We start from the raw sequence: 24,835 nt of genomic DNA on the forward strand, positions 1-24,835 counted from the left end.
GTGCTTCCCTAGAAAAATGTCACTTCGTCGGACGGCGCCGCGATCACTTTCTGATCGCCCCGGTGCACAGCGTGCTCCTCGGCCATTGCATAGGTTTTCTCCAGCTCGCCCAGCAGCGCGTTGGCCTGCGGTGCCTCCAGTGTAGCCCCATGCTGATATTGGCGGCGGTTCTCGTCAAGCAAACTGGGCAAAAGCCCGATATTGTGGCTCACATGCCCCAGAACCTGGCTCACCCGGTCCTGGAATTGCAGCTGCACCAGAGCCTCGCCCACTTCACCTTTGATAGTGACACTCTCCTGCTTGAGCAGTTCGGACGACTGCGCCATGGCGTCGGTGAGGTTGCGGAACTCGCGCAGAACGGCGTCGATGGTGCCTTCTGAGGACTGCATGGCCTGGTCCTCGGCCGCGCTCGATTCATTGGCGGCCTTGCAGGCGGACACGATGGCCACGCTGATCTTGCCCACCCGGTCGCTGATGCTGCGCCCGGTTTCGGCCGAGCGGTTGGACAGGTTGCGCACCTCCTGCGCCACTACGGCGAAGCCGCGTCCGGCCGGGCCGGCGCGCGCCGCCTCGATGGCCGCGTTCAACGCCAGCAGATTGGTCTGGGCGGCGATGCTGGCTACGCCCTCGGCCATGTCGCGCAGTTCGCGCGTGAACTGTTCCAGCTCGCGGATGCGGGTCAGCATGGCGTGCTTGGAGGCCAGCGCGGATTTCATGGTGGCCACCACCTCGCCCAGCTGGCGTTCGCTTTGTGTGAAGACCTGGCTCAGCGAGGCGCCGTCCTGGCTGTCGGCGGCGGCGCTGGACAGGCGCAGGGTTTCGTCCAGCTTGTCCACGATGGTGGAGAAGCGGCTGGCCAGTTCGGACACCGCGTCCTCCATCTGGCTGCGCGAGGATTCGATATGGCGGCACCATACCGGCGTGACTTCTTCGGCGAACTGCTGGCGGCCGTCCAGGTAGTCATGCACTTCGGCGCGCGGATCGGACTTGCCGCCGCTGAGCTGCAGCCAGGCGTAGGCGCCGGCGGCGAGGAAGGCCAGCGCCCCCAGGATGCCGTACCAGCCAGCATGGGGCCAGAACAGCGCCATCAAGGCGCCGGCGAGAGCGAAGGCGGCCGGATAGTTGCGGCCGCCGGTATTGTCCAGAAGTGAGTTCAATGGGCGTCTTCTCAGGGTGGGAGAACTTCAAACCATGTCATGCACACTGCCGAATCATTCTATCAAAAAGATATTTGCGATTTGCAATATCGATGCGCTTGTACCAAAAAACCACGCTTGCACGAAAAAAGTGCAGTGTTGCCATGGCGATCCAGCATAGTTGCCATTTCCGTCATTTTCTGCTGTAATTTAGGCCTGCACCGTCGGGGTGTGGCTCAGCCTGGTAGAGCGCTGCGTTCGGGACGCAGAGGCCGGAGGTTCGAATCCTCTCACCCCGACCAAGAATCCGCTAGACAATCAACCACTTGCATGGATTTTATTTTTCGCCGGATTCTCTATTCCAGCCTCAGAAACTAAAGGAGTTGGGCTTCGAAGGTTGTACGACCGGGTTGCAGCATCGCCAGGTATGGCGAGCGGGTCAAACTGACAGGGTCATGCGCAGGACGAACACCGCAACAATCGAAGCTCGCGTGGTCGTCCGTCAACTTGCTCGTTTAAGCATTGTGCGAACTGCACAATCTGCGTGCACTTCTTTTTTTGAGAGACTAGCGGTCGCGGACACGCCCCACTCACCTTTGCGCTGTAAGGATTGCCGCATCAATTCATTCGTTTCGAGTGTTGTAGCGACTTCGAACCATTGAGTTTGGCTAGGTTCGATGGTGACGTATCTTCGAACCACGTTGGTGCTATCAATTACCCTAATACCCCGAAAGTGCAGCGAGTCGCCTTTGCAATCACGAGCGTTCGCGGCAGCTGTTTGTGGGTACAGGTACAAATCAAATTTTTCAGTCTCCCATCCGAACGCTTTAGTGTCCGGATTTGCCAGCAGAATGCTTATGCGAACGTTGGCGGTGTCGCCTACTATCGAGTACCCGATATCCAGCACATCAAGTCGTGGCGCCGTCGATCCCTTAGCAGTTTTGATTACCTGCGTGGGTAGTATCGTAGCGTGCAGTATGACCCAGTGGCCGAAGAGCATCGATATTCCAGTAGTGGCCATTATTACTGTCGCCATCAACTTCTTCCGTCGCCAGAGCAACCTAAGTCTTAACCCGCTGACTACGAAAATCAGGGGGCATACCAGCGCAGCGACCAAGCCAGTAAAAATAGCTAAGTAGAACATCGCGCCAAAAAACTTGGCTCCGATGGCTCCCCCTGGGGGCTCCCATTTACCTGCGATCGTGGCAAGAACCACAAAGCCAAAGACCAACGAAAACAATAGCCAAGCCTGCGCACCGAATGCATAACTTAGGACGAAGGGCACCAGCCGGCGTGAGCGGGGTGCGCGTTTAGCGAGCATCGTTCGCAGCACCACAGAGAGCACGACAACAACCAAGACACCGGGCAAGGCCTGAACAGCAACCTTTAATAAGGAAATCTCCTTGCTCAATGTATCGGTAACTTTTTCGGCAAGGTCATCGGAGAACCAAATCCAATCGTAGATCTGAGTTCCCGCCACTTGACCAAGCAGCGAAAGCAGGAAAAGCCCAATGGACAGGTATGTCATGGGCAGGACGAACCTCACTCGTGCCGCATGACGGTCCGCAAGCAGGTCAGAAATTCGTCGACGCGGAGAGGTAATGACACGTATGCCGGTGCGAAAGTAGCGGGATAGGAAATGCAGCAATCCCTCCACACTGGATTCGAGTGCCTCAGCAACCCGAATGCGCGGTTTTTTTGTCGAATCAGTCATTCGCCGCCCCAATGTTTAGACAATCTGCTTTATATAGACCAGCCCTGAGTGATGCGAGACAGAATAGCAGCTTGTCAAAGTGAAAAGTAGGCGCCCAGCTGCTGCGCGTCGAACAGACGCCTTTCACACAGATCCAGGGCTACTATTTTGCCCGGCCGCTGCCGGTGCATAGCGTGCTGGAAGATGCCCGCGCACTGCATGCCGACGGATTATCCGGGACAACACCGTAGCCATACGGCGGCCGCGGCTTCTGCTGCTTGGCTGCAAGCGCAGCCTGATAGGCGAGATAGGCGCTAAGCACCGCATCGTCCTGCCCTGGCGCCTCCTCCGCCTGCTTGCTCACCGGCACATTCATCCGACCTCCTAAACCATACCGTTATGATTTTTAGATCAATATAGCCGAGTATTTACCGCTGGGCAATAGAGTCATCCTTCGGTTTGCTCGGCTGCCTGGACCAGGCAGCGGGACAGCTTGTCGAAGTGCATCAGCGCGGCCTGGGTCAGCTCGATCTGCTTGCGCCGCGTGTCCTCGGTGTCGGACAGCATGATCCAGCCTTTTTCACGCATGGAGGTCAAGCGGCTATGCAGCGTGGCAGGAGATCCGAGTTCTTTCTTGCCCATCATGTCGCGCACGGAAAGGCGCTGCTGCTCCTGTCCCGCGCGGGCGATGATGCCCAGGATGCGCTCCTCCAGCGGGTCGAGCGACGGCAAGGACGGCAGCCCGCGCAGCGCTTCGGCCAATTGCAGGAAGCGCAAGTAAATGTCGGCGGGCCGTTTCGGGGTAGTCATGCTATAAATTCTAGCACGGTGCAGGCAGCAGCGTCAGCAAGCCTTTGGCCGCGTAGACCACCAGCAGCGTGCCGGCGAGGTCGCCGATGAACATGACGGCAAAGCCGCTGAGCAGGTGCTCGCCGCCTTGCAGCGCAAACCAGGCGTGGTGCAGCAGCGGACTGGCCAGCGAACAGCCGGCCGCGCACCATAGCAAACGCCCGGGAGTCAGGTTGGTCAGCGAGGCGCGCAAGCCCAGCTTGCGCTGCGCGATCAGGTACACGAGATAGGGACCGGCGGCCCCGGCGATTGCGCCGGCGGTGGAGCGCAGCGGGTCGCCCGGAAAATAGTAGCAATAGCAGGCGAGCCAGCCGGCGATCAGCAAACCGACGGCGCCAGCCTGTCCGAACAGCAGCGTGCACAGCAAACGCGTGCCTGCCGGCAGGTAAATCCATCCTATGCCCTGCAGGAATTCGGCCTTCATGAAAAACGCTTCATTCAACAGCATCATCAAGCCGTGCAAGGCGACGGTGCCCGCCACCAGATACAAGTTCATGCGGAAGGGCGGGATAGTCTGGTTCATGGCGGCATTTGAAGGTGTTGCCCCAAGGTATCACATTCCTGGCATCATTGCCATTTTCCTCACTTTTTACTGGCCAGGCCATCATGATTGCCCCAACGCAATCCGTTGCGCTACACTAGTCGGCTTTGAAAATCGACAAATAACCATCATGCGTCCCTTCCTGCGTAGCGCCAGTCTGCTGACCACCCTCGTTCTCGTCCTGGCCGGCTGCGGCGGCGGGGCCGGCGGCGAGGCGGCGCCAGCTGCGCAGCAGCGCCTGCGCCAGTCGGCAGCCGCCCAGCCCGGCGCCGCCCCGATTATCTTCAACGGCCCGCGCGCCAATTACAGCATCAGCAAAACCGGCGACGGCTACCTGGTCACCGACAACAGCGGCAGCGAAGCGCCGCGCACGGTGGCCGCCACCGCCCGCCTGCGCTTTACCGACACCTCGCTCACCTTCGATCTGGACGGCATTCCAGGCCAGGCCTACCGCCTGTACCGCGCCGCCTTCGCGCGCACACCCGACGTGGCCGGCCTGGGCTACTGGATGGGCGTGCTCGACACGGGCTATGGCCTGGTCAACGTGGCCGAAGGCTTTGTCGGCTCGACCGAATTCCAGAACCTGTACGCCGGCGCCGCTACCAATAGCGCCATCGTCACCCAGTTCTACCGGAACGTGCTGAACCGCGAAGGCGATGCGGCGGGCCAGGCCTACTGGGTCTGGATACTCGACACCAAGGCCGCCTCCGTGGCCGCCGTGCTGGCCAGTTTCAGCGACAGCCCGGAAAACATCAGCGCCACCGCCGCTGCCGTGCCAAACGGCATCGCCTACCTGGAACCTGGCATCGTCTACGACGGCGTGCCGGTCAGCTTCCCGGTACGCGCGGCCTACCACCAGCGTACCTTCGCCGGCGGCACGGACTACCTGACCATCACCGGCACCTGCAACGGCTACGCGTCCTTCAGCAACGCGGTGCCGGGCGCCGGCAGCTTCGAGGGCGCCAGCGCGCTGCTGGCGCAAACCAGCGTCAGCGTGGGCCTGACGGACTGCTACCCGGCCAGCCTGGGCTGGAACACGGTCGACTATTTCGACGGCAGCGACGCGCTGCTCGGCCACGCCGAACCCGGCAGCGAATACGACGTCAGCACCGGCGCTCAGCGCAGCCTGCCGGCGGCGGCCAGGATCGGCGACCAGGGCGTCTACGCCACCCAGGCCAGCTACACCGACAGCAGCAAGAAGGGCAGCCCCGGCAAGCGCGTGCTGAGTTACGCGCTCGAAGCGGACGGCAACTCGCGCACCACCGCGATCCTGAAGCTGACGGCCGTGCACAGCGGTGCGGCCGGCAACACCTCCCTGACCCGCGTCGCCACCTACCGCATCGGCAGCAACGGTACCTTGGCGCAGCTGGCCGTGGACGAGACTTATTCCAGCGGCGTCCAGTTGATCTACACGCAATCCCCCGCCAGCGCCCAGCCCGCAGCGCTGACCGTGACCGACATCCTGCCCGGCAGCGGCGCCGCCGCCCAGAGCGGCCAGACGCTGACCGTCAACTACACCGGCTGGCTGTACGATCCGGCCGCGCCCGGCTTCAAGGGCGCGCAATTCGACTCATCAAGCGGACGCGGTCCCTTCAGCTTCACGCTGGGCCAGGGCGCCGTCATCCAGGGCTGGGACCAGGGCATGCAGGGCATGCGGGTGGGCGGCAAGCGCACCCTGCTCATCCCCAGCAGCATGGGCTACGGCACCAGCGGCGCGGGCGCGTCGATTCCGGGCAACGCCGCCCTGGTGTTCGAGGTGGAGATGGTTAGCCTGAGGTAACGCGGTTCACCAGCGGCTCGCCGCGCTCGAACGCGGTGAGGCTGGCGATGGTGGTCTGCATGATCTGGCCGATGGCTTCCTCCGTGAAGAAAGCCTGGTGGCCGGTGACGATCACATTGGGAAAGGACACCAGCCGCTGGATCACGTCGTCACAGATAATGGCCGAGGACAGGTCCTGGAAAAACAGGCTGGCCTCCTGCTCATAGACGTCGATCGCCAGGCCGCCCAGCTGGCCGGTCTTGAGCGCCTCGGTGGCGGCCACGGTGTCGACCAGGCCGCCCCGGCTGGTGTTGATCAGGATGCTGCCGCGCTTGGCGCGCGCCAGCGCGGCGGCATTGACGATGTGGCGGGTATCCTCGGTCAGCGGGCAGTGCAGCGACACCACGTCGCTGCAGGCCAGCAATTCATCAACCGTAACATAGCGCCCGCCCAGCGCCTCGAAGGCCGCCGACGGATAGCGGTCGTAGCCCACCACGGTGCAGCCGAAACCCAGCATGATGCGCGCGAAGATGGCGCCGATCTTGCCGGTGCCGATCACGCCCACCGTCTTGCCGTGCAGGTCGAAGCCCATCAGGCCGTCCAGGTCGAAATTGCCTTCGCGCGTGCGCACGCTGGCGCGGGCGATCTTGCGGTTGACCGCCAGCAGCAGGCCGACGGCAAATTCGGCCACCGAATACGGCGAGTAGTCCGCCACGCGCACCACGGCGATGCCGTGGCGCCCGGCGGCGGCAATGTCGATCTGGTTGTAGCCGGTGGAACGGGTGGCCACCAGCCGCGTGCCCTGCGCGGCCAGCAGCGCCAGCACTTCGGCGTCCACCGTGTCGTTGACGAATACGCACACGGCGGCACAGCCGGCGGCCAGCGGCGCGCTCGCCGCCGTCAGGCGCTCATCCAGAAAAAGCAGCTCGTGGCCCGCCTGCGCGTTGGCGCGCGCCAGCATGGTTTTGTCGTACCGGCGCGCACTGAATACGGCCGCCTTCACTAAATCAGGCCGTGGCGGAAATAGGAACGGGGACTGGAGACAGGCAGGTCGGCCACGGCCAGCGTCGGGGCTAGGCCTTGCTGATCAGCAACACGGATCTTGCCTTCGGGACCCAGCACGCGCGCGATCACGCCCTGGTTCACGCCTATGCTGTTCAGGAAATCCTCCGCCGCAGGCGTGCCGATATCGCGCTGGACCTCCAGCGCCTGCCGCACCACGTACTCCAGGGAATGCCAGCCGGAAGTCTCGGACGTGGCCTGGGATTTTTCGCGTCGGTCGTGCTCTGGAGTCATGGTCAGCCTCGCTCAGCAATGGGGGGAAGGGGTACTTACATATTACTGCATTCGCTGCGGTGCAGCACGGCGATTTTCAGAACAAATTGCCTTGCGATGTGGTGAGGCCGGCAAAGCTGTCGCTCAAGGGCAGCAGGATGGCGTCGGCGATAGGCTGCAGCTGCTTGCTCAGGTAGTGCTCATAGTCGATGCCGGATTTCACCACTTCCAGCGGCTCGGCGCCGCTGGTGGTCATCAAGTAGCTGATCCAGCCGCCGTTCTGGTAGCGCTGCGGCCGCTGCAAGGACTTGTTGTAGTCGTCCGCCAGGCGCGCCGCGCGCACCTGCGGCGGCACATTCACCTGATACTCGTCCAGCCGGTGCCGCAGCCGCTTGCGGTACACCAGCAGTTCGTCGAACTCGCCGGAGACGGTCTTGCGCGCATACTCGCGCACATAGTCCTGGTAGGGCTGGTTGCGGAAGATGCGGTTGAACAGGCCTTTCTGGAATTCGTGCGCCAGCGGCGTCCAGTCGCTGCGCGCCACTTCCAGGCCGCGATAGATCACCTCCTCCTCGCCCCTGCCGTTCACGCTCAGGCCCGCGTAGCGCTTCTTGCTGCCGGTGTCGGTGCCGCGTATGGTGGGCATGAAGAACTTGCGGTAGTGGGTGTCGAATTCAATTTCCAGCTGGCTCTCCAGGCCCAGCTCGCGCTTGAGCTTTTCCTTCCACCACGCGTTGATATGCTCCACCAGCCCCTGGCCGATGGCGATGGCTTCGCCGTCCGCGTATTCCTTTTTCAGCCAGATGAAAATGGAGTCCGTGTCGCCGTAGATCACGTCGTAGCCGGCCTGCTCCACCAGCCCGCGCGTGAGCTTCATCATTTCGTGCCCGCGCAGCGTGACCGAGGACACCAGCTTGGGATTGAAGAAGCGGCAGTCGGGCGAGCCGAGCACGCCGCAGAAGGAGTTCATCAGCAGCTTGAGCGCCTGCGACAACGCTTCGTTCTTCTGCCGCTTGGCTTCGTCGCGCCCGGCCGACAAGGCGTTGACGATGGCGGGCAGGCAGTGCTTATCGCGCGAGAACACGGCGCCGCGAAAGCCCGGTATGCCTTGCTGCGGATCGGCCGCCGCGCCTTCGATCAGGCCCACCGGGTCGACCATGAAGGTGCGGATGATGGAGGGGTACAGGCTTTTGTAGTCCAGCACCACAACCGAGTCGTACAGACCGGGCTTGGAGTCCATGACGAAGCCGCCCGGCGACGGCCCCACTTCGATGTCGCCCACGCTGGGCGCCACGTAGCCTTCGCGGTGCATGCGCGGCAGGTAGTGGTGGCCGAAGGCGGCGATGGAGCCGCCGAAATGGTCGGCCTGCAGCCCGGTCACGTGCGAGCGCTCGAGGATGAAGGCCATCAGCCGCGCCTTGTCGAAGATGCGCGTCACCAGCTCGCAGTCCTTCAGGTTGTACAGCGCCAGCGCGGGCTTGTCTTCGTGGAAGCGGCGATCGATCTCGGCCATCTTGTCGTAGGCGTCGCCGATGTCCTTGCCCTCGCCCAGCATGGTTTGCGCCACGTTCTCCAGGCTGAAGGACGGGAAGGTCCAGGATGCCGCGCGCAGCGCCTCGATGCCGTCCAGCGCCACGCGTCCGGCCAGCGAGGCGAACACGTATTCCTGCTTGGCGTGGTGCTTGCGCCAGTCGATCTGCCGGCCCTCGCGGCCCAGCAGCAGCGGCACCTTGTGCTTGTCGGCGTTCTTTTGCAGCACGCGCAGGTCGAACTGCACCAGGCTCCAGCCCACGATCACGTCCGGGTCGTACTGCTGGAACCAGGCGTTCAGCTTTTCAATCAGCTGGCGCGGCGTGGCGCAGTATTCCAGCGCAAAGTCCACTTCCGCCGCTGTCGCGGGCGCGTCGCCCAGCATGTACACCTGGCGCTGGCCGCAGCCTTCCAGCGCGATGGAATACAGGTCTTCGTAGGCGCTGGTCTCAATGTCGAGCGACACCATCTTGAGTGCGGGCCGGTACTCGGGCGCGGGCTTGAGCTTGCAGCCGGTGATGGTGTGGCCGCGCTGCTCGCCGCCTTCGATCTGCACGGTGGCGGTGATGAAGCGCTCCATCAGGTAGCGCTCGGGCGGGCGGATGTCGGCTTCGTAGAGCTTGATGCCGTGCTCGCGCAGGGTGCGCTCCAGCGCCGTCAGCTGCTTGTAGTGGCTGGTGTAGATGCCCACCACCGGCTGCTGGCCAAAGGTCTTCAGCGGCAGCTCGCGCACATCGGCGCGCTGCTGGCCGGACAGGCCCAGCTGCGCCTCGATGGCCGCGCGCTGGCCCGCCTCGGCGAAGGCGACGGATGTCTGGGCCTCCAGCCGCACCTTGCGCGGCCCGTCGTCCGTGGCCAGCCAGAATTCGATCTCGGTGCCGTCGCGGGTGTCGCGCCAATGGCGGGTCAGGATGAAGCCTTGCTGGGAAGTCGGAGCCACGGGTGCGGTGTTTGTATGCGATGCCCGGATTATACTGTATATAAACCCAGCCTGGCGGCGTAACGGCGCGCTTCTTCCTCCAGCTGGGCATCGCTCGCATCGCGCGCGTCGTACACCACGAAGGGCGGCTGCCATTGCAGGCCGCAGCGGTGCGCCACCGCCTCCAGGGGACGCAGCAGCTCGGCCATGGTGGCGCCGTTGCGCCCTTCCGCGCTGTAGGCCTGGGCGGGCGCGCCCACCGTCACCGCCACCGTCAGTTTGCGGCCGCGCAGCCGGCTGCCTTCGGCCTCGGGTTCGAGATAGAACATGCGCGTGAGCACCGCGTCCAGCCAGTCTTTCAGCAGCGAGGGCACCGAATACCATTGCAGCGGGAATTGCAGCACCAGGTCGCCGCCGTCGAGCAGGCGGCGCGCCTCGCCTGCGGCGTCGATGCGGCCGTCCGGGTAGGCCGCGTGCAGGTCGTGCACGGCCACGCCGGGCAGCGCGCGCGCCGCCTCCAGCAGGGCTTTGTTGGCGCGCGAAGCGGCCAGGTCGGGATGGGCGGACAGTATCAGTATGGATTGCATGGCAGGCTCCGTTTGGCTTGGGTGGGTGATGTAGCCATTCTGCCGCCGCGCGCTTCATCAATCCAATGGATAATTCATATGCCATATAATCCATTTCATGAATCTACGTTCACTCGACCTCAATCTGCTCGTCATCCTCGACGCCCTGCTCGACGAGGCCCATGTGACGCGCGCGGCCAACCGGCTGGCGCTGTCGCAGCCGGCCACGTCCAGCGCGCTGGAACGCTGCCGCCACCAGTTCCAGGACCGCCTGCTGGAGCGCGGCAGCGGCGGCCGCATGCAGCTCACGCCGCGCGCCCAGGCATTGCGGGCGCCGCTCAAGGAAGCGCTGGCGGCGGTTGGCGCCGTGGTCGAGCACCGCCCGCCCAGCTTGCGCGAACTGCGCCAGACGGTGCGCATCTTCATGGCGGACTTCCCGGGCGGCGTGGTCGAAGCGGGGCTGTACGCCAGCCTGCAAGACAGCGCGCCCGGCATCCAGCCTGTGCTGCTGCCGTGGCGCAGCGAGGGCGAGGCGCTCAAGGCGCTGGAGGCGGGCGATGCGGATATCGTGGTGGCGGTGCTGGGCCAGGCCAGCGCCGCGCAGGCCGCGCTGCGCAGCGAGCCGCTGCTGGAGGAACGCTATCTGGCCGCCATGCGCAAAGGCCATCCGGCCGCGCGGCGCTTCGAGCTGGAGCGCTGGCTGGCCTATCCGCACCTGGTGGTGTCCAGCCGTGGCCAGACGCGCACCGCGCTGGACCGGACGCTGGAGGCGATGGGCAGGGAGCGCCGCGTCGGCATGGTGCTGCCGGGGTTCGCCCAGGCGCCGGCGCTGCTGGCGCACTCGGACATGATCGCGCTGCTGCCCAGCCGCTGCCTGATGCCGCCGCATGGGCGCGGACTGGCCGTGTTCGAGCCGCCGCTGCCGGTGGAGGGGTTCACGCTGTCGATGGCCTGGCACGCGCGGCGCGAGCAGGACCCGGCCACGCGCCATGTGATGGCGCAGCTGCGCGCGCTGGTGAAATCCCTGTAGGCCTGCGCCAACGTACATTACAATGTTGGCAATACAACTCCGGATTGCCGCCCATGACACGCCATGCTCTCTGCCTCGCCTCGCTCCTGCTGCTGCACGGCGCCGCCAACGCCGCCGTCACCTTTCAGGTGCATGCGGACACGGTCAACACGCCCAGCCCCAACAGCCAGAACGTGCCGCCGTCCAGCAGCAGCGATATGCAGGTGGTGCTGGGCGACAGCTACCTGAGCGTGCAGACCGCGCAGCAAATCCAGATCTACGACTTCGCCAAGCGCCGCCGCATCGAGATCGACCGCGCCGCCAAGACCTACACCGACTATTCGCTTTACGACACGGTGGGCTTCCGCGAAATGGAACTGCGCAACCGCGCCTTCATTGCGAAGGCGCTCGCTTCCGTCAAGCAGGACATGCCGCAAGTGACGCCGGTCGACGAGCAGCACGTGCTGTCGATCATGCCTGCTCCTGCTGCCCCTGCAGCGGCAGCCACTGCTGCAGCCGCCGAAGCTGAGGCGCCGCCCGCGCTGGAGCGCACCCAGGCCGACGGCGCCGCGCGCTACGGCATCGCCGGCACTGAACTGCTGCGCGCCTCGCTGCAGGGCACGGCCATCGGCGCCGCCGACGCCACGCGCTTCGCGCAGTTCCTGCGCTACCACTTCGGCGGCCATCCGCTGGTGCTGCGCGAGCTGGAGCAGCGGGCCAGCATTCCGGCCACGCTGGATTTCCATCAGCGCAGCTTCACGGGCGTCTCCGAACGCAAGCTGGCCATCAGCGCCGTGGCGCCCGCGCCCGCGCTGGCGGCAGGCTACGACCTGAGCGCCTACAGCAAGCGCGCCGCCGTCCAGCCCGCGCTGGACCAGCTGCTCGACCAGGCCGCCGCCGCCGGCGCCTTCGGCATGCAGGCCAGGCTGAACAAGCTGGCCAGCGAACGCCAGCAAGCCTTCACCGACAAGCGCGGCGTGGAGGCGATGCTGATCACCAGCGAGCAGACCTTCGTCAGCGGAAAATATCCCGGCCCCGCTACGCCGGAGCAGATCGCCGTGATCCGCAACGATCCCGACCAGGCCCGCCTGGCGGCCGCCATCCAGGCCCGCAACAAGGCCGACCTGCCGGCCGCCATCGCCACACTGCGCGAACTGCGCGCCAAGACCAGCCGTCCCTATCTGCTCAAGGTGTTCGAGGCCAACCACCATGTGGCGCTGGGCGACATGAAGACGGCCACCGCGCTGTTCATCGAGGCGCTGCAGGCCAATCCCTACATGGCCAGCGTGTACAAGGACCTGGGCGACACGCTGCTGCGCAGCTTCGACGCGGCGCACGGCTGGCGTTGCTGGGACATAGGACGCCAGCTGGCGCCCGGTTTCCAGAACTTCCGCGCGGTGGACCAGTACGAGGCCACGCTGGCCAAAAACCATCCCGAGTATTTCTAGCCCAGGCAGCCGGGCAGCGCCAGCCAGAAGGTGCTGCCCAGGCCGGGCGTGCTGACCACGCCCAGTTCTCCGCCCATCTTCTCAATCAGGTGGCGCGTCATCACCAGCCCCAGTCCCGTACCTTCCTGCGTGCCGCCCTCCTGCCCCAGCCGGTTGAAAGGCTGGAACATGGCCGCCAGCTGCGCTTCGCCCAGGCCGTAGCCGGTGTCCTGCACGGATATGCGCACGCGCTCCGCGTCCATCCCGGCGCAGTGCACGGTAACGCTGCCGTGGTCGCGGTTGTACTTGATGGCGTTGGAGAGCAGATTGATCAGCACCTGCTTGAGGCGCACGCGGTCGGCCGTGACGCTGGCCTGCTCCGGCACCGCCATGCGCAGCTCAACCCCGCGCAGGCGCGCCAGCGGCTCCACCAGCGTGCGGCACTCCTGCAGCACCAGCGCCAGCGGCACCTGTTCGGGCTCCAGCGTCAGCGCGCCCGACTCCACCTTGGCCAGGTCCAGGATATCGTTGATGAGCCGCAGCAGGTGGCGCGAGGCTTGCAGGATATTCCCGGCGAACTGCTTCTTCTGCGCCGCCGACGAAGGCAAATTCTCGGACGAGAGGATTTGCGAAAAGCCCAGGATGGCGTTGAGCGGCGTGCGCAGCTCGTGGCTCATATTGGACAAAAAGGCGGACTTGGCCTGGTTGGCGCGGTCGGCCTGCAGGCGCGCCGCCTGCAGCTCCTCGTTGATGCGCACCAGTTGCACCGCGTGCTCGCGCAGGCGCAGCTCCAGGCTGGCGTTCATGATGCGCAGCTTGCGCGTCTCCAGCGCGCGCGCCAGCACCGGCAAAATGGCCGACACGCGGAAAGGCTTGAGCACATAATCCAGCGCGCCGACCTGCATGGCTTGCACCGCCGAGCCTATGCTGCCCTCGCCGGTCATGATGACGCAGGCCAGGTCGGGATCGATGGCGCGCGCCGCCTGCACCAGCGCAATGCCGTCCAGGCCGGGCATCATCAGGTCCGCCAGCAGCAGCTGGAAGCGCTGGCCGCCGCCATCGGCCGCGCCCTCTGCGTCCTCTGCGCTGTCCGCCGCCTGCATCAGCCGCAGCGCGGCCTCGCCCGAGCTGCAGCCCACGGTTTCATAGCCGTACTGGCTCAGCGTGTCGCACAGGGCGCGCATCTGCGCCAGCTCGTCGTCCGCGATCAGGATGCGGATGCGTTCCTCCGCCGGCAGTTGCGCCATCTCAGGCCTCCTCACCGCAGCAGGCCGCCAGCGCTTCGCGCAATTCGCTGAGCTTGGGCGGCTTGCCCAGCACGCGGTCCACATGCACCGGCAGGTCGCCCTCGGCCACGATGCGCTGGCCCCAGCCGGTCAGCAGTATCACCGGCGTAGTGGGCGACATTTCCTTGATCGCCTCGGCCACCCTGCGCCCATCCACGTAGGGCATGCCCAGGTCCGTGATAACCAGCGCGTATGGCTCGCCGCGCGCCTGCGACGCGCGGAAGGAATCGATGCCGTTCTGGCCGCCATCGGCCGCCGTCACCGCATGGCCGTCGCGCTCGAGGATGTCGCGCAGCGACTTGAGCACCAGCGGGTCGTCGTCCACCGCCAGGATGCGCACGCTCTGCCGCAGCGGCGCGGCCTGCCGTGGCGGCGCGGCCGTGGCCGCGGCGGCCGGCAAGGGGAAGCCCAGCCGTACCAGCGTGCCTTCGCCCGGCGCGGTGACGATGTCGATCTGCGCGCCGTGCCGCTCCACCATGCCGTACACCATGGCCAGCCCCAGGCCGGTGCCGCGCTCGCCCTTGGTGGTGAAGAAGGGCTCCAGGCAGCGCCGCCGCGTGTCCTCGTCCATGCCCACGCCGCTGTCGCCCACTTCGATGCAGACGCGGCGCGCGCTGTCCAGCCGCGTGCGCAGGGTCAGCTGCCCGCCGTCCGGCATGGCGTCCACCGCGTTGAACACCAGGTTGGTCAGCGCCTCGCGGATTTCGCCCTCCACGCCCATGATGGACGGCAGTCCCGGCGCGGCCTCCAGCGCCAGCCGTATGGTGATGCCGCGCTGCTGCGGCATGTCGTTCCAGCGCGCGCGCGTCAAATCCGCCACCTGCTGCAGCAGCGCGCCGGCGTCCAGCGGCGCCAGGCTGGCCTGCGGTTCGCGCAGGCGGTAGAACTCGCGCATGCGCGCCACCGTGGCCGCCACGTCGTCGATGGCGCGCTTGATCACCTGCAGGCTGGAACGCGCGCGCTCGCTCAGCCCGGCCTCGGTTTCCAGCAGGGACTCGGTGTACAGCACCACCGGCGAAATGGCGTTGTTGATGTCGTGCGCAATGCCGCTGGCCATCTGGCCCAGCGCGCGCAGGCGCTCCTGCTGCAGCGAGGCTTGCTGCGTCTGGCGCATTTCGTCGTAGGCCGCTTGCAGCGCGGCGTACAACTCGCTTTGCTTGGAGGCCAGGGCCACGTGCTCGCTGAGCTGGCGCAGGAATTCGCATTCGCCGCTGGAGAAACTGTGCGGCGCGCGCCGCGCCGCCACCAGCACGCCGAACACGTGGCTTTCCACCAGCAGCGGCGCCAGCACCAGCGCGCGCAGGCCGCCGCCGGCCAGGCGCTGCGGGAAAGGAAAGTCGACTGCGGCGATGTCGCTCTCGTACACCAGCGCGCCGCGCACGCAGCGCGACAGGCCGTTTTCATCGATGTCGATATAGCCGCGCTCCGCCACCGGCATGGCCATGGCCAGCGCCGCCCCTTGCAGGCCGACGCAGCTCACCAGCAGCCGCCCGCTGCCGTGGTCCACCAGGCAGATACAGCCGAAATCGATCGGCAGCTGGTCCTCCAGCGAGCGCACCACCACCTGGAAGATGCTGCGCAAGTCCTGCCGCTCGCCGATGGAGCGGGTGATCTGGTGCAGCAGGTTGAGGCGCTGCAGCTGCGCCGTGGTGCGCGCCTCGGCCTGCTGGCGCACGCCCATCTCGGCCTGCAGCGCGCCGTTCAGGCCGGCCAGCTCGTCGCGCGAGACGGTGGTTTGCTGCAGGCGTTCGGTCATGCCGTCGAAGGCGCGCGCCAGGTCGCCGATCTCGTCGCGCGTGCTCACGTCCAGCCTGAAGTCCAGCGCACCGGCGCCCACCCGCGCCGTGCCTTCGCGCAGCCGGTCCAGCGGGCGCGCCACGCTGCGGTAGCCCAGCCACGTGGTGCCGGCCACCGCCAGCAGCCCCAGCGCGCCGAACACCGCCACCATCACGCTGGCACGGCGCTGCGCGTCCAGCAGCTCTTGCCGGCTCAAGTCGGACAGGCGCAGCACGTCCGAGATCATGGTCTGCATCTTGTTGGCGATCTGCCCGGCCAGGCGCGACTCGAATTCGTCCGCCACGGCGCGCTGCGGCGTGCCTTGCGGCGGCTTGTCCGGCTGCGCGGCCAGGGTGGCGAACAGGCGCTCCAGGCTGGCGTGGGTGTGCTGCAAGCCGGCCAGCAGCGCGGCTTCCTCGCGCGTATCGAAGGCGCCGGCCTGCGCCATCAACTTGGCCAGCGAGCCGCTGCGCAGCTGCCACTGCGCCTCCGAGCGCTCCTCGTGCCGCAGCACGAATTCCAGCGTGAGGTAGCGCAGCGCGGTCACCGCGTTGAGCATCTGGTCGGCCGTTTCGTTCTTGTCGAGCTCCTGCTGCACCCGCTGCGAGGCGCCCAGCAGCACCGCGACAATCAAGGCCACGATGGCCGCCGAGAACCAGCCCATCAGCTGAAAACGCGTCGCCAGTTTCACGGTGTCTCCTTCACGGTATCTCCCTTCAGTGGATAACCGTCACGGCCGCAGGCGCCACGGCCTTCAGCGGCTGGTAATCCAGCGCGCCGAGGAAGTTGGGCACCTTGCCGGCGGGCGCCAGCTGGTTCGCCATCGCCCAGCGGGCCTGGTCTTCCAGTCCCACCAGCAGCGCCTGGTCCAGTCCGACGGCAAAGCGGTAAGTCGGCCACAGCTCGCGCCATTTGTCGCTGCCGCTTTGCAGCACCGCGCCGGTCATGGCCTGCGCCGCCTGCGGCTGCTCGGCGCAATAGCGGTTGCCGTCGATCAGGGCGCGCAGCAGCTTCTTGATGGTGTCCTGGTGGCCGCGCACATAGTCGCGCCCGCCGGCGATGTTGTAGGGGATCTCGTACAGGTCGTCGGCATCGAACTTCACGCCGTTGCGGCCCAGCTGCTTGAGCAGCGCGTCCAGATAGGGCTCCCAGCCGGACACCGCATCCACGTCCCCGCGCAGCAGCGCGCCGGCAAACTCCTCCGGCTTGAGGTGGACCATGGCCACGTCGGCGGCCGCCAGATGCTGGCGGTTGAGGAAGGCGTTCAGCACGAAATGGCTGGAGGTGCCCGGCGTGACGGCGATGCGCTTGCCCTTCAGGCTGGCCGGTTCGCTCACCCCGTGGTCCCTGCGGCCGACGATGCCGTGGTCGCGCTCGGCGCGGAAATAGGTCGCCACCACCGTCACCGGCAGCTGCTCCAGCACCGCGAACATAATGGGAATGTCGGCCACCGTGGCCAGGTGGGCGCGGCCCTGCAAGGCCGCCTGCAGCGCCGCCTTGCCGCTGGTGTGCGGCTGGATCTGCGCGGCGATGCCCTGGCGCGCGAAATAGCCCTGCTGCTGCGCCGCCAGCACGGGGCACATGGCCACATAGCTGGAGTTGGTGGCCAGGATCAGCGGCTCCAGCGGCCCGGCGGCGCCACGGCTGTGCCACCACCAGGCCGCCGCGCCCAGCCCGGCCAGCAGGGCCAGGGCCGCCGCTGCGCGCCGCGCCGTCTGTTTGGTCATGTTGTATCTCCGTGGAAACGAAGCTAACCGGACCAGCTTACACAATTGCGGCACCGATGTAACAATTTGAAGCTTGCCCTTTAGCTAAGGGAGCGCCCGGCTAGCATGGCGCTAGCCGCCTGTGCCCGCTGCTGATACATGCTTATACAAAGCAGGCACGGCACATACGCTAGAATGCCCGCTCAACTTTGCCCTTTCCCCTAAGAAACGATGCGAACTTTTGCTCTTTCCGCGCTCGGCGCGGCACTGTGCGCTGCGCTGGCGATCCCGGCCGCAGCCCAGACCCCAGGTCAGACTCCGACCCCTATTACGCTGGACCAGGCCATGTCCCACCCGGACTGGCTGGGCACGCCGGTGGAAACCGCCTGGTGGAGCTGGGACGGCAAGCAGGTCTACTACAAACAGAAGCGCGCCGGTTCGCCGCTGCGCGACACCTTCGAGGCCGCCGCCCACGCCGGCCTTGCGCCGCGCAAGGTGGCCGACAGCGAACTGGCCAAGCTCGACAGCGCCAGCGTGCACTACAGCCGCGACCATAGCCGCGCCCTGCTGCTGCGCAACGGCGACCTGTTCGAGCGCGACCTGAAATCGGGCGCGCTGACGCAGATCAGCAAAGGCGCCGCGCCGGCGCCGCAGGCGGCGCGCTACTCGGCCGACGGCCGCAGCGTGCAGTTCCGCGTCGGCCACGACTGGTTCAGCTGGAACCGCGCCGAGCGCCTGCTGTCGCCAGTGGCGCTGCCGCGCACCGCGAAGGACCCGGCCGCCGCGCCCGACGGCACGGCGCTGGAAGCGTCCATGCGCGACATGCAGCTGCGCCTGATCGCCACGCTGAAGCGCCAGAAGGACGACAAGGACGCGCTGCGCGAACGCGGCGACGCCGAGCGCGCAGCCGACGCCACGCGCGGCCCGCAGCCCATCTACCTGGGCGACAAGGTCGTGATCGACGCCAGCTCGCTGTCGCCGGACGGGCGCTACCTGGTGCTCGCCACCTCGCTCAAGGGCGACAAGGGCCGCATCGGCAAGATGCCGCGCTACGTGACCGAGTCCGGCTACGAGGAAGCGGACGACGAGCGCACCCGCGTGGGCCGCGACATGCCGAAAACGCAGACCCTGAAGCTGGTGGACCTGCAAACCCGCGCCGTGCAGGACATCAAGCTCGACGCCCTGCCCGGCATCGCCACCGACCCGCTGGCGGCCATGCGCGAAGCGCAGAAGCTGCCCGCGCTGAAGGGCAACCGTCCGGTGCGCCTGGACGACGAAAGCGACGGCGGCATCTCCTGGACCGACAACGGCGCCAAGGTGGCCGTGATGCTGCGCGCGGTCGACAATAAGGACCGCTGGATCGCCGCCATCGACCTGCCCGCCGCCGCGCTGAAGCCGCTGCACCGCATCAGCGACACGGCCTGGGTGAACGGCAGCTACAACGAATTCGGCTGGCTGCCGGACAACGCCACGCTGTGGTTCCTGTCCGAGGAAAGCGGCTACTCGCACCTGTACACCCTGGGCGCGGACGGCAAGCAGCGCGCGCTCACGCAAGGCAGCTGGGAAGCCACGCGCGTGACCTGGTCCGCCAATGGCGGCACCGCCTTCGTGCTGTGCAACCGCAAGACGCCGGGCGAATACGAAGTGTGCGCCGTCAACGCCAAGGACGCGTCGGTGCGCGAAGTGACCGCGCTGGAGGGCGGCGTGGAACAGTACGCCGTGTCGCCGGACGAGCGCAAGCTGCTGGTGCACTACTCGTCGGCCTATGTGCCGGCGCAGATCGCCACCGTGGCCGTTGCGGCCGGCGGCGCCACCGTCAAGCTGACCGACACCCGCACGCCGGACTACAAGGCGCGCAACTGGGTGCAGCCGCAGCTGGTGGCGGTGCCGTCCGCGCACGGCGCCGGGCCGATCTGGTCCAAGCTGTACCGTCCGGCCACGCTGGAAGCGGGCAAGAAATACCCCATCGTCATGTTCGTGCACGGCGCCGGCTATCTGCAAAACACCACCAAGCGCTTCCCGGTCTACTTCCGCGAGCAGATGTTCCACAACCTGCTGGTTGAAAAAGGCTACATCGTGCTGGACATGGACTACCGCGCCTCGAAAGGTTATGGCCGCGACTGGCGCACGGCGATCTACCGCCAGATGGGCCATCCGGAACTGGACGACTATGTGGACGGCCTGAACTGGATGGTGGCGCAGCACCAGGGCGACGCGGCCAATGTGGGCGTCTACGGCGGCAGCTACGGCGGCTTCATGACCTTTATGGCGCTGCTGCGCGAGCCGGGCAAATTCAAGTCCGGCGCGGCGCTGCGCCCGGTCACCGACTGGACCACCTACAACCACGAGTACACCGCCAACATCTTGAACACGCCGGAGCTGGACCCGGAAGCGTACAAGAAATCGTCGCCGATCGAATACGCCGATAAGCTGCAAGGCAATCTGCTGATCGCGCACGGCATGGTGGACGACAACGTGTTCTACCAGGACTCGGTGCGCATGGCGCAGCGCTTCATCGAGCTGAAGAAGGACAACTGGGAACTGGCCAGCTACCCGCTCGAGCGCCACGCCTATACGCAGCCGGAAAGCTGGTACGACCAGTACCGCCGCATCTACCAGCTGTTTGAACGCACGCTGAAGAAGTAAGAAGCCAGGCCGGGACAATGCTCCCGGCTTTTTTTATTCAAACACCTGCCTGAGCGACTGCGCCTCCAGCAGCGCATCGCTCCAGGCCGCGAGTTGCTCAGTACTGGCCTCGGCCAGCTTCTTCCGCGCGGTTTGCGGCAGCGGGCCAAACCGCCGCGTGAGCTGCCGCTCCAGCAACGCGGCCGCCCCTTCCTTGCGGCCTTGCTCCAGACCTTGCTCCAGCCCCTTCTGCCAACCTTTGTCCATGCATGACTGTTGCAACGGCGTGATCCATTCCACTTTGCGCTCCTTTTCCAGCTGGAGAATAGCCTGCCAATCTGTGTGCGCAGTCCGCCGGATTGATATACATTGCTGGTTCTCTGATTTCCAAGGACGCCCAATGATCACCTGCCACCTGCGCTACATCATCAATGCAGACAAGCTTGCGGAATTTGAACACTACGCCCGGTTGTGGATACCGCTGGTCGAAAAGCTCGGCGGCACCCACCACGGCTACCTGATGCCCAGCGAAGGCGCCAGCGACGTCGCGCTGGCCTCGTTCTCGTTCGAATCGCTGGCCGCCTACGAGCAGTACCGCATCGCCGCCGCCAGCGATGCGGAATGCATCGCCGCGGTCGACTACTACAAGCAGACCAAGTGCTTCCTCAGCTACGAGCGCTCGTTCTTCCGGCCGGTGTTCCGCTAAACTCTCAGCGCGCCACGCTGCTCGGCAGTTCGGCGAAGTCCTCGGTCTTTTCGAGTATCTGCCAGGCCGCCAGCAAAGCCGGCGGCGGCACGATCAGTTTGCGCGCCACCAGGTCCAGCCAGCCGCCGGCGCTGGTGATGCGCGCGGCCAGCTTGCCGTCGCCGCGATAGATGTCGCTGCGCAGCAGCCAGCGGCTGCCGTCCTCCGACATGCCCGCCAGGCCCAGCGTCACGGTGATGGATTCCAGCAGCATCACTTCCTTGAAGTAGGCGATATCGTCCTTCATCACCACCGGGCCGATGTTCTGGCGCTTGAATTCGCCCATGCTGAAGCCGTTCTCCGACAGGAACAGCATGCGCACGTCGCCCGCCTTGTCCAGGAAGGCCGTGTTGCGCATATGGCTGTTGAAATCCATATCGCCCCAGCCCGCCATCATCTTCTTTTCAAACATCGCAGCTCCTTGATGCACCCGCTCAGGCCAGGAAGTCGGCCAGCGTCAATGCCACGATTTTAGTCGCTTTGCGCAGATCGTCCAGGGCCAGGCGCTCGTCGGCCTTCTTGGCGTTGGATTCGGGCACGGTGCGCGGGCCGGCGCCATACAGCACGGCCGGGATGCCCTGCTCGCCGTACAGGCGCGCGTCGGCGTACAGCGGGGTGCCGACTGCGGGGATGTCTTCGCCCAGGATGGCCCTGGCGTTCTTCTGGATGTTGGCCACGATCTGCTCGGAGCCCGGCTGCGGGCGCAGCGCGTGCGACAGCAGCAGGCGCTTGATCTCGATGCGGATGCCGGGCTCGCCGCGCACCGCCTCCTCGATCAGGGCGCGCACCTGCGCCTCCACCGCCACCGGGTCTTCTTCCGGAATCATGCGGCGGTCCATCTTCATCACCACTTTGCCGGGCACCACGTTGGTGTTGGTGCCGCCGTCGATGCGGCCCACCAGCATGGTCGGGCTGTCGATGCCGGCCACTTTGGATTTCACTTTCTTCAGCTCCGCCACCTGCGTGTAGAGCGCATTCAGGATTCTGGTGGCGGCCTGCAGCGCGTCGTGGCCGGTTTCCGGCATGGCGCCGTGGCCGGACTTGCCGTGCACCGTGATCTCGAACTGCAAGCAGGCGTTGTGCGCGGTGACGATGCTGTAGCTGAAGCCGGCCGCAATGACAAAATCCGGCCTGGTGAGCTTCTGCTCCAGCAGCCAGCCCGGTCCCAGCAGGCCGCCGAATTCCTCGTCGTAGGTGAAGTGCAGTTCCAGCTGTCCCTTGAGCGGCACACCCAGCGCTTCCAGCGCGCGCGCAGCGAAGATGTAGGTGGCGAAGTCGCACTTGGAGACGGCGGCGGCGCGGCCGTAGATATAGCCGTCTTCCACCACGCCGCCGTAGGGCGGATAGGTCCAGCCTTCGCCGGGCGGCACCACGTCGCCGTGCGCGTTCAGCGCCACGGTGGGGCCGCCTTCGGCATAGGGACGCCGCACGATCAGGTTGGTGATGCTCTCCATGCCGTAGTCATGCACCTGCTGCGCCGGCACGGCGTGCTTCTCGGCGTGCCAGCCGTAGGCCTGCACCGCCTCGGCGATCATGTCCGCATGCGGCGCGTTGTTGCCGGGCGGGGTGTCGGTGGGCACGCGCAGCACTTGCTGCAGGAAGGCGACTTCTTCGTCGAAGTGGGCGTCGATCCACTGGATCAGTTGTTCTTGCTTGCTCATGGTCTTCCTCTTGGACGTGGGCTTACTTCGCGCCGGACTCGAACCAGGCTGCCACTTGGGCGCGTTCGTCGTCGGTCATATTGGTCAGGTTCGCCAGCGGCATGGCTTTCAGCTGCACCGCCTGCTTGTAGATCTTTTCGGCATTCTGGCGCACTTCCGCCTCGTTCTCCAGCATGACGCCGGCCGGCGCGGCGGCGAAGCCGGGCTGCGTGGGCGCCGCCGCGTGGCAGGACACGCAGCGCTGCGCCAGGATGGCCTGCACTTTGCCGAACTGCGTAACAGCAGCCGGCGCGGCGGCCGCCGACGCCGCGCGGGCCGCCGGCGGCGGCGGCGCTATCGCCACCGCCACCGCGATCAGGATCGCCACGCCGATAGCCGGATAGCGCCACTCGACCCGGCCCTTGTGGCGCAGGTTGAAGAAGTGGCGGATGAACACGCCCGCCGCCATGATGGCCGCCAGCACCAGCCAGGCGCGGTCGTGGCGGTAGGTCATGGCGTAGTGGTTGCTGATCATGATGAACAGCACCGGCAAGGTGAAGTAGTTGTTATGCACGCTGCGCTGCTTGGCGCGCTGGCCGTGCACCGGGTCCGGCAGGCCGCCCGCCGCCATGGCCGCCACCATCTTGCGCTGGCCGGGGATAATCAGCATCAGCACATTGGCCACCATGATGGTGCCTATCATCGCGCCCACGTGGATGTAGGCGGCGCGGCCGCTGAGGAAATGCGTCAACACCCAGGCCGCCGCCACCAGCAGCGCAAACACCACCACGCCGAACCAGAGGTCATGCTTGCCCAGCGGGGAGCGGCACAGCAGGTCGTACACCGTCCAGCCCACCGCCAGCGAAGCGATGCCCAGGCCCACGGCCTGCAGGCTGCTCAGGTCCGCGACGGATTTATCCACCATCATGGCCTGCGCGTTGAAATAGTAGGCGATGGTCAGCAGCGCGAAGCCGGACAGCCAGGTGGTGTAAGCTTCCCATTTGAACCAGTGCAGCTCCCTGGGCAGTTCGGCCGGCGCCACCAGATATTTCTGCGGGTTGTAGAATCCGCCGCCGTGCACCGCCCACAATTCGCCCGACACGCCCTTTTTCGCCAGCTCGGAGGCCGGCGCAGGCGGACGGATGGAGTTGTCCAGCCAGACAAAGTAAAACGACGCGCCTATCCAGGCGATACCGGTAATGATGTGCAGCCAGCGCACGATCAGGTTCAGCCACTCGAGGCCGTAAGGGATCAGATAGGCAAAAACTTCCATGGATTCCTCAAGAATAAAGTAGCGGCAATTTACAGAAGATAAACGGTTTTCGTCCCTGCATCATGAAATATATCGTATATTTCTCATATCCGATCTGATATAAAGCCAGCCTATGTCCAGCCTGCCCAAAAATCTCGATCTGCACCTGATCCGCATCCTCTACCTGCTGCTGGTGGAGAAGAATGTTTCGCGCGTTGCGCTCAAATTGAATCAGCCGCAGCCATCGATCTCCGCCTCCCTGCGCAAGCTGCGCGAACTGACCGGCGACCCATTGCTGGTGCGCGGCGCGCGCGGCATGGTGCCCACCCAGCACGGCGAGAGCCTGCTCAAGCCGGCCAAGCGCATCCTCGATGAAACGGAAAACCTGTTCATCAAGAAGACGCCCTTCGTGCCGCAGGAGGAAGCGCGCACCTTCCACATCGCCGCGCCGGACTATCTGGACACGCAGTTCCTGCCCAATGTGGTGTCGCTGCTGCGGCGCGGCTCGCCGCTCAGCCGCATCGTGATCCACGGCCTGGGGCCGGGCGTGGACTACGTGCGCCTGCTGTCGGACGGCGACCTGGACCTGGTGATCGCCAACTGGGACGAGCCGCCCGAGCACCTGCACATGTCCAAGCTGTTCGAAGACCCCATCATCTGCGCCATGCACGCGGCCGCGCCCTACGCCAAGCGCACCGCCAGCGACGCCATGACGGCCGAGGATTATTTGTCGCTGCCGCACGTGGCGCCGTCGCAGCTGCTGCCCGGCTACCACGGCGTGATCGACTCCTTCCTCGAGCGCCAGAACATGCGCCGCAACGTGGTGGTGGAGTCGGCCTACTTCGGCCTGATCCCCTATATGCTGACGCAGACCGACCTGGTGCTGACCACCGGGCGCCAGTTCATCCGCTTCCACGAAAAAACGCTGCCGCTGAAAACCTACACGGTGCCGATCAAGTTCCCGCCGATGCGCTTCTACCAGCTGTGGCACGAGCGCGTGCACGGCGCGCCCGAACACAAATGGCTGCGCGACCAGGTCAGCGAGGCGGCGAAAGGGCTGCTGAAGTGATAAGGGTCATAGGCTCCGGCATATAGCCCGCC

Annotated in this window: 22 protein-coding genes and 1 tRNA gene; 7 read left to right on the forward strand and 16 right to left on the reverse strand. The window is 65.7% G+C overall.

Annotated elements, in window-relative coordinates:
- Positions 1–8: 8 nt before the first annotated feature.
- On the reverse strand, positions 9–1,157 hold the full coding sequence (locus tag AC07S4_RS07970) for a methyl-accepting chemotaxis protein (protein WP_494986124.1): 1,149 nt from the start codon (positions 1,155–1,157) through the stop codon (positions 9–11).
- A 204-nt stretch (positions 1,158–1,361) separates the two neighbouring features.
- On the opposite strand from AC07S4_RS07970, the gene AC07S4_RS07975 reads away from it, so the two are divergent.
- A tRNA-Pro gene (locus AC07S4_RS07975) sits at positions 1,362–1,438 on the forward strand.
- A gap of 200 nt (positions 1,439–1,638) precedes the next feature.
- Here AC07S4_RS07975 and AC07S4_RS07980 read toward each other — a convergent pair.
- The 4 genes from AC07S4_RS07980 to AC07S4_RS07995 all read right to left on the reverse strand — a co-directional run bounded on the left by AC07S4_RS07980 (position 1,639) and on the right by AC07S4_RS07995 (position 4,201).
- Entirely contained in the window at positions 1,639–2,850 is a 1,212-nt protein-coding gene (locus AC07S4_RS07980; RefSeq protein ID WP_494986125.1) for a hypothetical protein, read from the reverse strand.
- A 142-nt stretch (positions 2,851–2,992) separates the two neighbouring features.
- Positions 2,993–3,205 carry a hypothetical protein gene (locus tag AC07S4_RS07985; protein ID WP_494986126.1) on the reverse strand — a complete coding sequence of 71 codons (213 nt, stop codon included), beginning with the start codon at positions 3,203–3,205 and terminating at the stop codon, positions 2,993–2,995.
- Positions 3,206–3,276: 71 nt separating this feature from the next.
- Complete coding sequence (locus AC07S4_RS07990) at positions 3,277–3,639, reverse strand: winged helix-turn-helix domain-containing protein (RefSeq protein WP_494986127.1); 363 nt, start codon at positions 3,637–3,639, stop codon at positions 3,277–3,279.
- Between the two features lie 10 nt (positions 3,640–3,649).
- Positions 3,650–4,201: a hypothetical protein gene (locus AC07S4_RS07995; protein WP_494986128.1), complete on the reverse strand. Its 552-nt coding sequence runs from the start codon at positions 4,199–4,201 to the stop codon at positions 3,650–3,652.
- A 148-nt stretch (positions 4,202–4,349) separates the two neighbouring features.
- On the opposite strand from AC07S4_RS07995, the gene AC07S4_RS08000 reads away from it, so the two are divergent.
- Entirely contained in the window at positions 4,350–5,999 is a 1,650-nt protein-coding gene (locus tag AC07S4_RS08000; protein ID WP_494986129.1) for an FKBP-type peptidyl-prolyl cis-trans isomerase, read from the forward strand.
- Here AC07S4_RS08000 and AC07S4_RS08005 read toward each other — a convergent pair.
- The 4 genes from AC07S4_RS08005 to AC07S4_RS08020 all read right to left on the reverse strand — a co-directional run bounded on the left by AC07S4_RS08005 (position 5,986) and on the right by AC07S4_RS08020 (position 10,289).
- Positions 5,986–6,981, reverse strand: coding sequence for a 2-hydroxyacid dehydrogenase (locus tag AC07S4_RS08005; protein ID WP_494986130.1), 996 nt, complete (start codon positions 6,979–6,981; stop codon positions 5,986–5,988). The two genes, AC07S4_RS08000 and AC07S4_RS08005, sit on opposite strands and share 14 nt — an antisense overlap.
- Positions 6,981–7,274: a hypothetical protein gene (locus AC07S4_RS08010; protein WP_494986131.1), complete on the reverse strand. Its 294-nt coding sequence runs from the start codon at positions 7,272–7,274 to the stop codon at positions 6,981–6,983. The genes AC07S4_RS08005 and AC07S4_RS08010 overlap by 1 nt, the downstream gene beginning before the upstream one ends.
- Before the next feature lie 76 nt (positions 7,275–7,350).
- Positions 7,351–9,723, reverse strand: coding sequence for a DNA polymerase II (locus AC07S4_RS08015; protein ID WP_494986132.1), 2,373 nt, complete (start codon positions 9,721–9,723; stop codon positions 7,351–7,353).
- Between the two features lie 29 nt (positions 9,724–9,752).
- Positions 9,753–10,289 carry an NAD(P)H-dependent oxidoreductase gene (locus AC07S4_RS08020; RefSeq protein WP_494986133.1) on the reverse strand — a complete coding sequence of 179 codons (537 nt, stop codon included), beginning with the start codon at positions 10,287–10,289 and terminating at the stop codon, positions 9,753–9,755.
- A 97-nt stretch (positions 10,290–10,386) separates the two neighbouring features.
- Here AC07S4_RS08020 and AC07S4_RS08025 point away from each other — a divergent pair, with 97 nt between their 5' ends.
- Together AC07S4_RS08025 and AC07S4_RS08030 are read left to right on the forward strand one after the other, a co-directional pair.
- Positions 10,387–11,298, forward strand: coding sequence for a LysR substrate-binding domain-containing protein (locus AC07S4_RS08025; RefSeq protein ID WP_494986134.1), 912 nt, complete (start codon positions 10,387–10,389; stop codon positions 11,296–11,298).
- Positions 11,299–11,351: 53 nt separating this feature from the next.
- Positions 11,352–12,725, forward strand: coding sequence for a hypothetical protein (locus AC07S4_RS08030; RefSeq protein ID WP_494986135.1), 1,374 nt, complete (start codon positions 11,352–11,354; stop codon positions 12,723–12,725).
- On the opposite strand, the gene AC07S4_RS08035 is transcribed toward AC07S4_RS08030, so the two are convergent.
- Genes AC07S4_RS08035 through AC07S4_RS08045 form a run of 3 tightly spaced genes read right to left on the reverse strand, consistent with a single transcriptional unit; the run spans position 12,722 to position 17,493 of the window.
- Complete coding sequence (locus tag AC07S4_RS08035) at positions 12,722–13,951, reverse strand: hybrid sensor histidine kinase/response regulator (RefSeq protein WP_494986136.1); 1,230 nt, start codon at positions 13,949–13,951, stop codon at positions 12,722–12,724. The genes AC07S4_RS08030 and AC07S4_RS08035 overlap by 4 nt on opposite strands.
- A 1-nt stretch (position 13,952) precedes the next feature.
- Positions 13,953–16,457 (reverse strand): ATP-binding protein, encoded by a 2,505-nt coding sequence (locus AC07S4_RS08040; protein ID WP_494986137.1) that lies wholly within the window; start codon positions 16,455–16,457, stop codon positions 13,953–13,955.
- 25 nt (positions 16,458–16,482) lie between these two features.
- Positions 16,483–17,493 carry an ABC transporter substrate-binding protein gene (locus AC07S4_RS08045; RefSeq protein ID WP_494986138.1) on the reverse strand — a complete coding sequence of 337 codons (1,011 nt, stop codon included), beginning with the start codon at positions 17,491–17,493 and terminating at the stop codon, positions 16,483–16,485.
- 210 nt (positions 17,494–17,703) lie between these two features.
- On the opposite strand from AC07S4_RS08045, the gene AC07S4_RS08050 reads away from it, so the two are divergent.
- Complete coding sequence (locus AC07S4_RS08050; protein ID WP_494986139.1) at positions 17,704–20,118, forward strand: S9 family peptidase; 2,415 nt, start codon at positions 17,704–17,706, stop codon at positions 20,116–20,118.
- A gap of 33 nt (positions 20,119–20,151) precedes the next feature.
- Here the strand turns inward: AC07S4_RS08050 and AC07S4_RS08055 are convergent, their stop codons facing one another.
- On the reverse strand, positions 20,152–20,397 hold the full coding sequence (locus AC07S4_RS08055; protein WP_494986140.1) for a DUF4351 domain-containing protein: 246 nt from the start codon (positions 20,395–20,397) through the stop codon (positions 20,152–20,154).
- 100 nt (positions 20,398–20,497) lie between these two features.
- On the opposite strand from AC07S4_RS08055, the gene AC07S4_RS08060 reads away from it, so the two are divergent.
- A complete protein-coding gene (locus AC07S4_RS08060) occupies positions 20,498–20,803 on the forward strand; it encodes an NIPSNAP family protein (RefSeq protein WP_494986141.1) in 306 nt (101 codons plus the stop codon).
- Between the two features lie 4 nt (positions 20,804–20,807).
- Here AC07S4_RS08060 and AC07S4_RS08065 read toward each other — a convergent pair whose 3' ends face one another.
- From AC07S4_RS08065 to AC07S4_RS08075, 3 genes are read right to left on the reverse strand one after another with little or no spacing between them, the layout of a single operon-like run.
- Complete coding sequence (locus AC07S4_RS08065) at positions 20,808–21,254, reverse strand: thioesterase family protein (protein WP_494986142.1); 447 nt, start codon at positions 21,252–21,254, stop codon at positions 20,808–20,810.
- A 22-nt stretch (positions 21,255–21,276) separates the two neighbouring features.
- Positions 21,277–22,503 carry a M20/M25/M40 family metallo-hydrolase gene (locus tag AC07S4_RS08070; protein WP_494986143.1) on the reverse strand — a complete coding sequence of 409 codons (1,227 nt, stop codon included), beginning with the start codon at positions 22,501–22,503 and terminating at the stop codon, positions 21,277–21,279.
- Between the two features lie 22 nt (positions 22,504–22,525).
- Positions 22,526–23,755 (reverse strand): urate hydroxylase PuuD, encoded by a 1,230-nt coding sequence (locus AC07S4_RS08075; protein ID WP_494986144.1) that lies wholly within the window; start codon positions 23,753–23,755, stop codon positions 22,526–22,528.
- A 112-nt stretch (positions 23,756–23,867) separates the two neighbouring features.
- Here AC07S4_RS08075 and AC07S4_RS08080 point away from each other — a divergent pair, with 112 nt between their 5' ends.
- Positions 23,868–24,803, forward strand: coding sequence for a LysR substrate-binding domain-containing protein (locus tag AC07S4_RS08080; protein ID WP_161072526.1), 936 nt, complete (start codon positions 23,868–23,870; stop codon positions 24,801–24,803).
- The last annotated feature ends 32 nt before the right edge of the window (positions 24,804–24,835 follow it).

This window comes from Pseudoduganella sp. GW821-FHT05F09, assembly GCF_059419605.1.

What these genes read in the sequence shown, in the direction of transcription:
- AC07S4_RS08030 (WP_494986135.1), top strand. Translation starts at nt 11,352, where the DNA reads ATGACACGCCATGCTCTCTGCCTCGCCTCGCTCCTGCTGCTGCACGGC.
- AC07S4_RS08020 (WP_494986133.1), bottom strand. Translation starts at nt 10,289, where the DNA reads ATGCAATCCATACTGATACTGTCCGCCCATCCCGACCTGGCCGCTTCG.
- AC07S4_RS08065 (WP_494986142.1), bottom strand. Translation starts at nt 21,254, where the DNA reads ATGTTTGAAAAGAAGATGATGGCGGGCTGGGGCGATATGGATTTCAAC.
- AC07S4_RS07985 (WP_494986126.1), bottom strand. Translation starts at nt 3,205, where the DNA reads ATGAATGTGCCGGTGAGCAAGCAGGCGGAGGAGGCGCCAGGGCAGGAC.
- AC07S4_RS08000 (WP_494986129.1), top strand. Translation starts at nt 4,350, where the DNA reads ATGCGTCCCTTCCTGCGTAGCGCCAGTCTGCTGACCACCCTCGTTCTC.
- AC07S4_RS08075 (WP_494986144.1), bottom strand. Translation starts at nt 23,755, where the DNA reads ATGGAAGTTTTTGCCTATCTGATCCCTTACGGCCTCGAGTGGCTGAAC.
- AC07S4_RS07990 (WP_494986127.1), bottom strand. Translation starts at nt 3,639, where the DNA reads ATGACTACCCCGAAACGGCCCGCCGACATTTACTTGCGCTTCCTGCAA.
- AC07S4_RS07995 (WP_494986128.1), bottom strand. Translation starts at nt 4,201, where the DNA reads ATGAACCAGACTATCCCGCCCTTCCGCATGAACTTGTATCTGGTGGCG.
- AC07S4_RS07980 (WP_494986125.1), bottom strand. Translation starts at nt 2,850, where the DNA reads ATGACTGATTCGACAAAAAAACCGCGCATTCGGGTTGCTGAGGCACTC.
- AC07S4_RS08045 (WP_494986138.1), bottom strand. Translation starts at nt 17,493, where the DNA reads ATGACCAAACAGACGGCGCGGCGCGCAGCGGCGGCCCTGGCCCTGCTG.
- AC07S4_RS08070 (WP_494986143.1), bottom strand. Translation starts at nt 22,503, where the DNA reads ATGAGCAAGCAAGAACAACTGATCCAGTGGATCGACGCCCACTTCGAC.
- AC07S4_RS08025 (WP_494986134.1), top strand. Translation starts at nt 10,387, where the DNA reads ATGAATCTACGTTCACTCGACCTCAATCTGCTCGTCATCCTCGACGCC.
- AC07S4_RS08050 (WP_494986139.1), top strand. Translation starts at nt 17,704, where the DNA reads ATGCGAACTTTTGCTCTTTCCGCGCTCGGCGCGGCACTGTGCGCTGCG.
- AC07S4_RS08035 (WP_494986136.1), bottom strand. Translation starts at nt 13,951, where the DNA reads ATGGCGCAACTGCCGGCGGAGGAACGCATCCGCATCCTGATCGCGGAC.
- AC07S4_RS08010 (WP_494986131.1), bottom strand. Translation starts at nt 7,274, where the DNA reads ATGACTCCAGAGCACGACCGACGCGAAAAATCCCAGGCCACGTCCGAG.
- AC07S4_RS08060 (WP_494986141.1), top strand. Translation starts at nt 20,498, where the DNA reads ATGATCACCTGCCACCTGCGCTACATCATCAATGCAGACAAGCTTGCG.
- AC07S4_RS08080 (WP_161072526.1), top strand. Translation starts at nt 23,868, where the DNA reads ATGTCCAGCCTGCCCAAAAATCTCGATCTGCACCTGATCCGCATCCTC.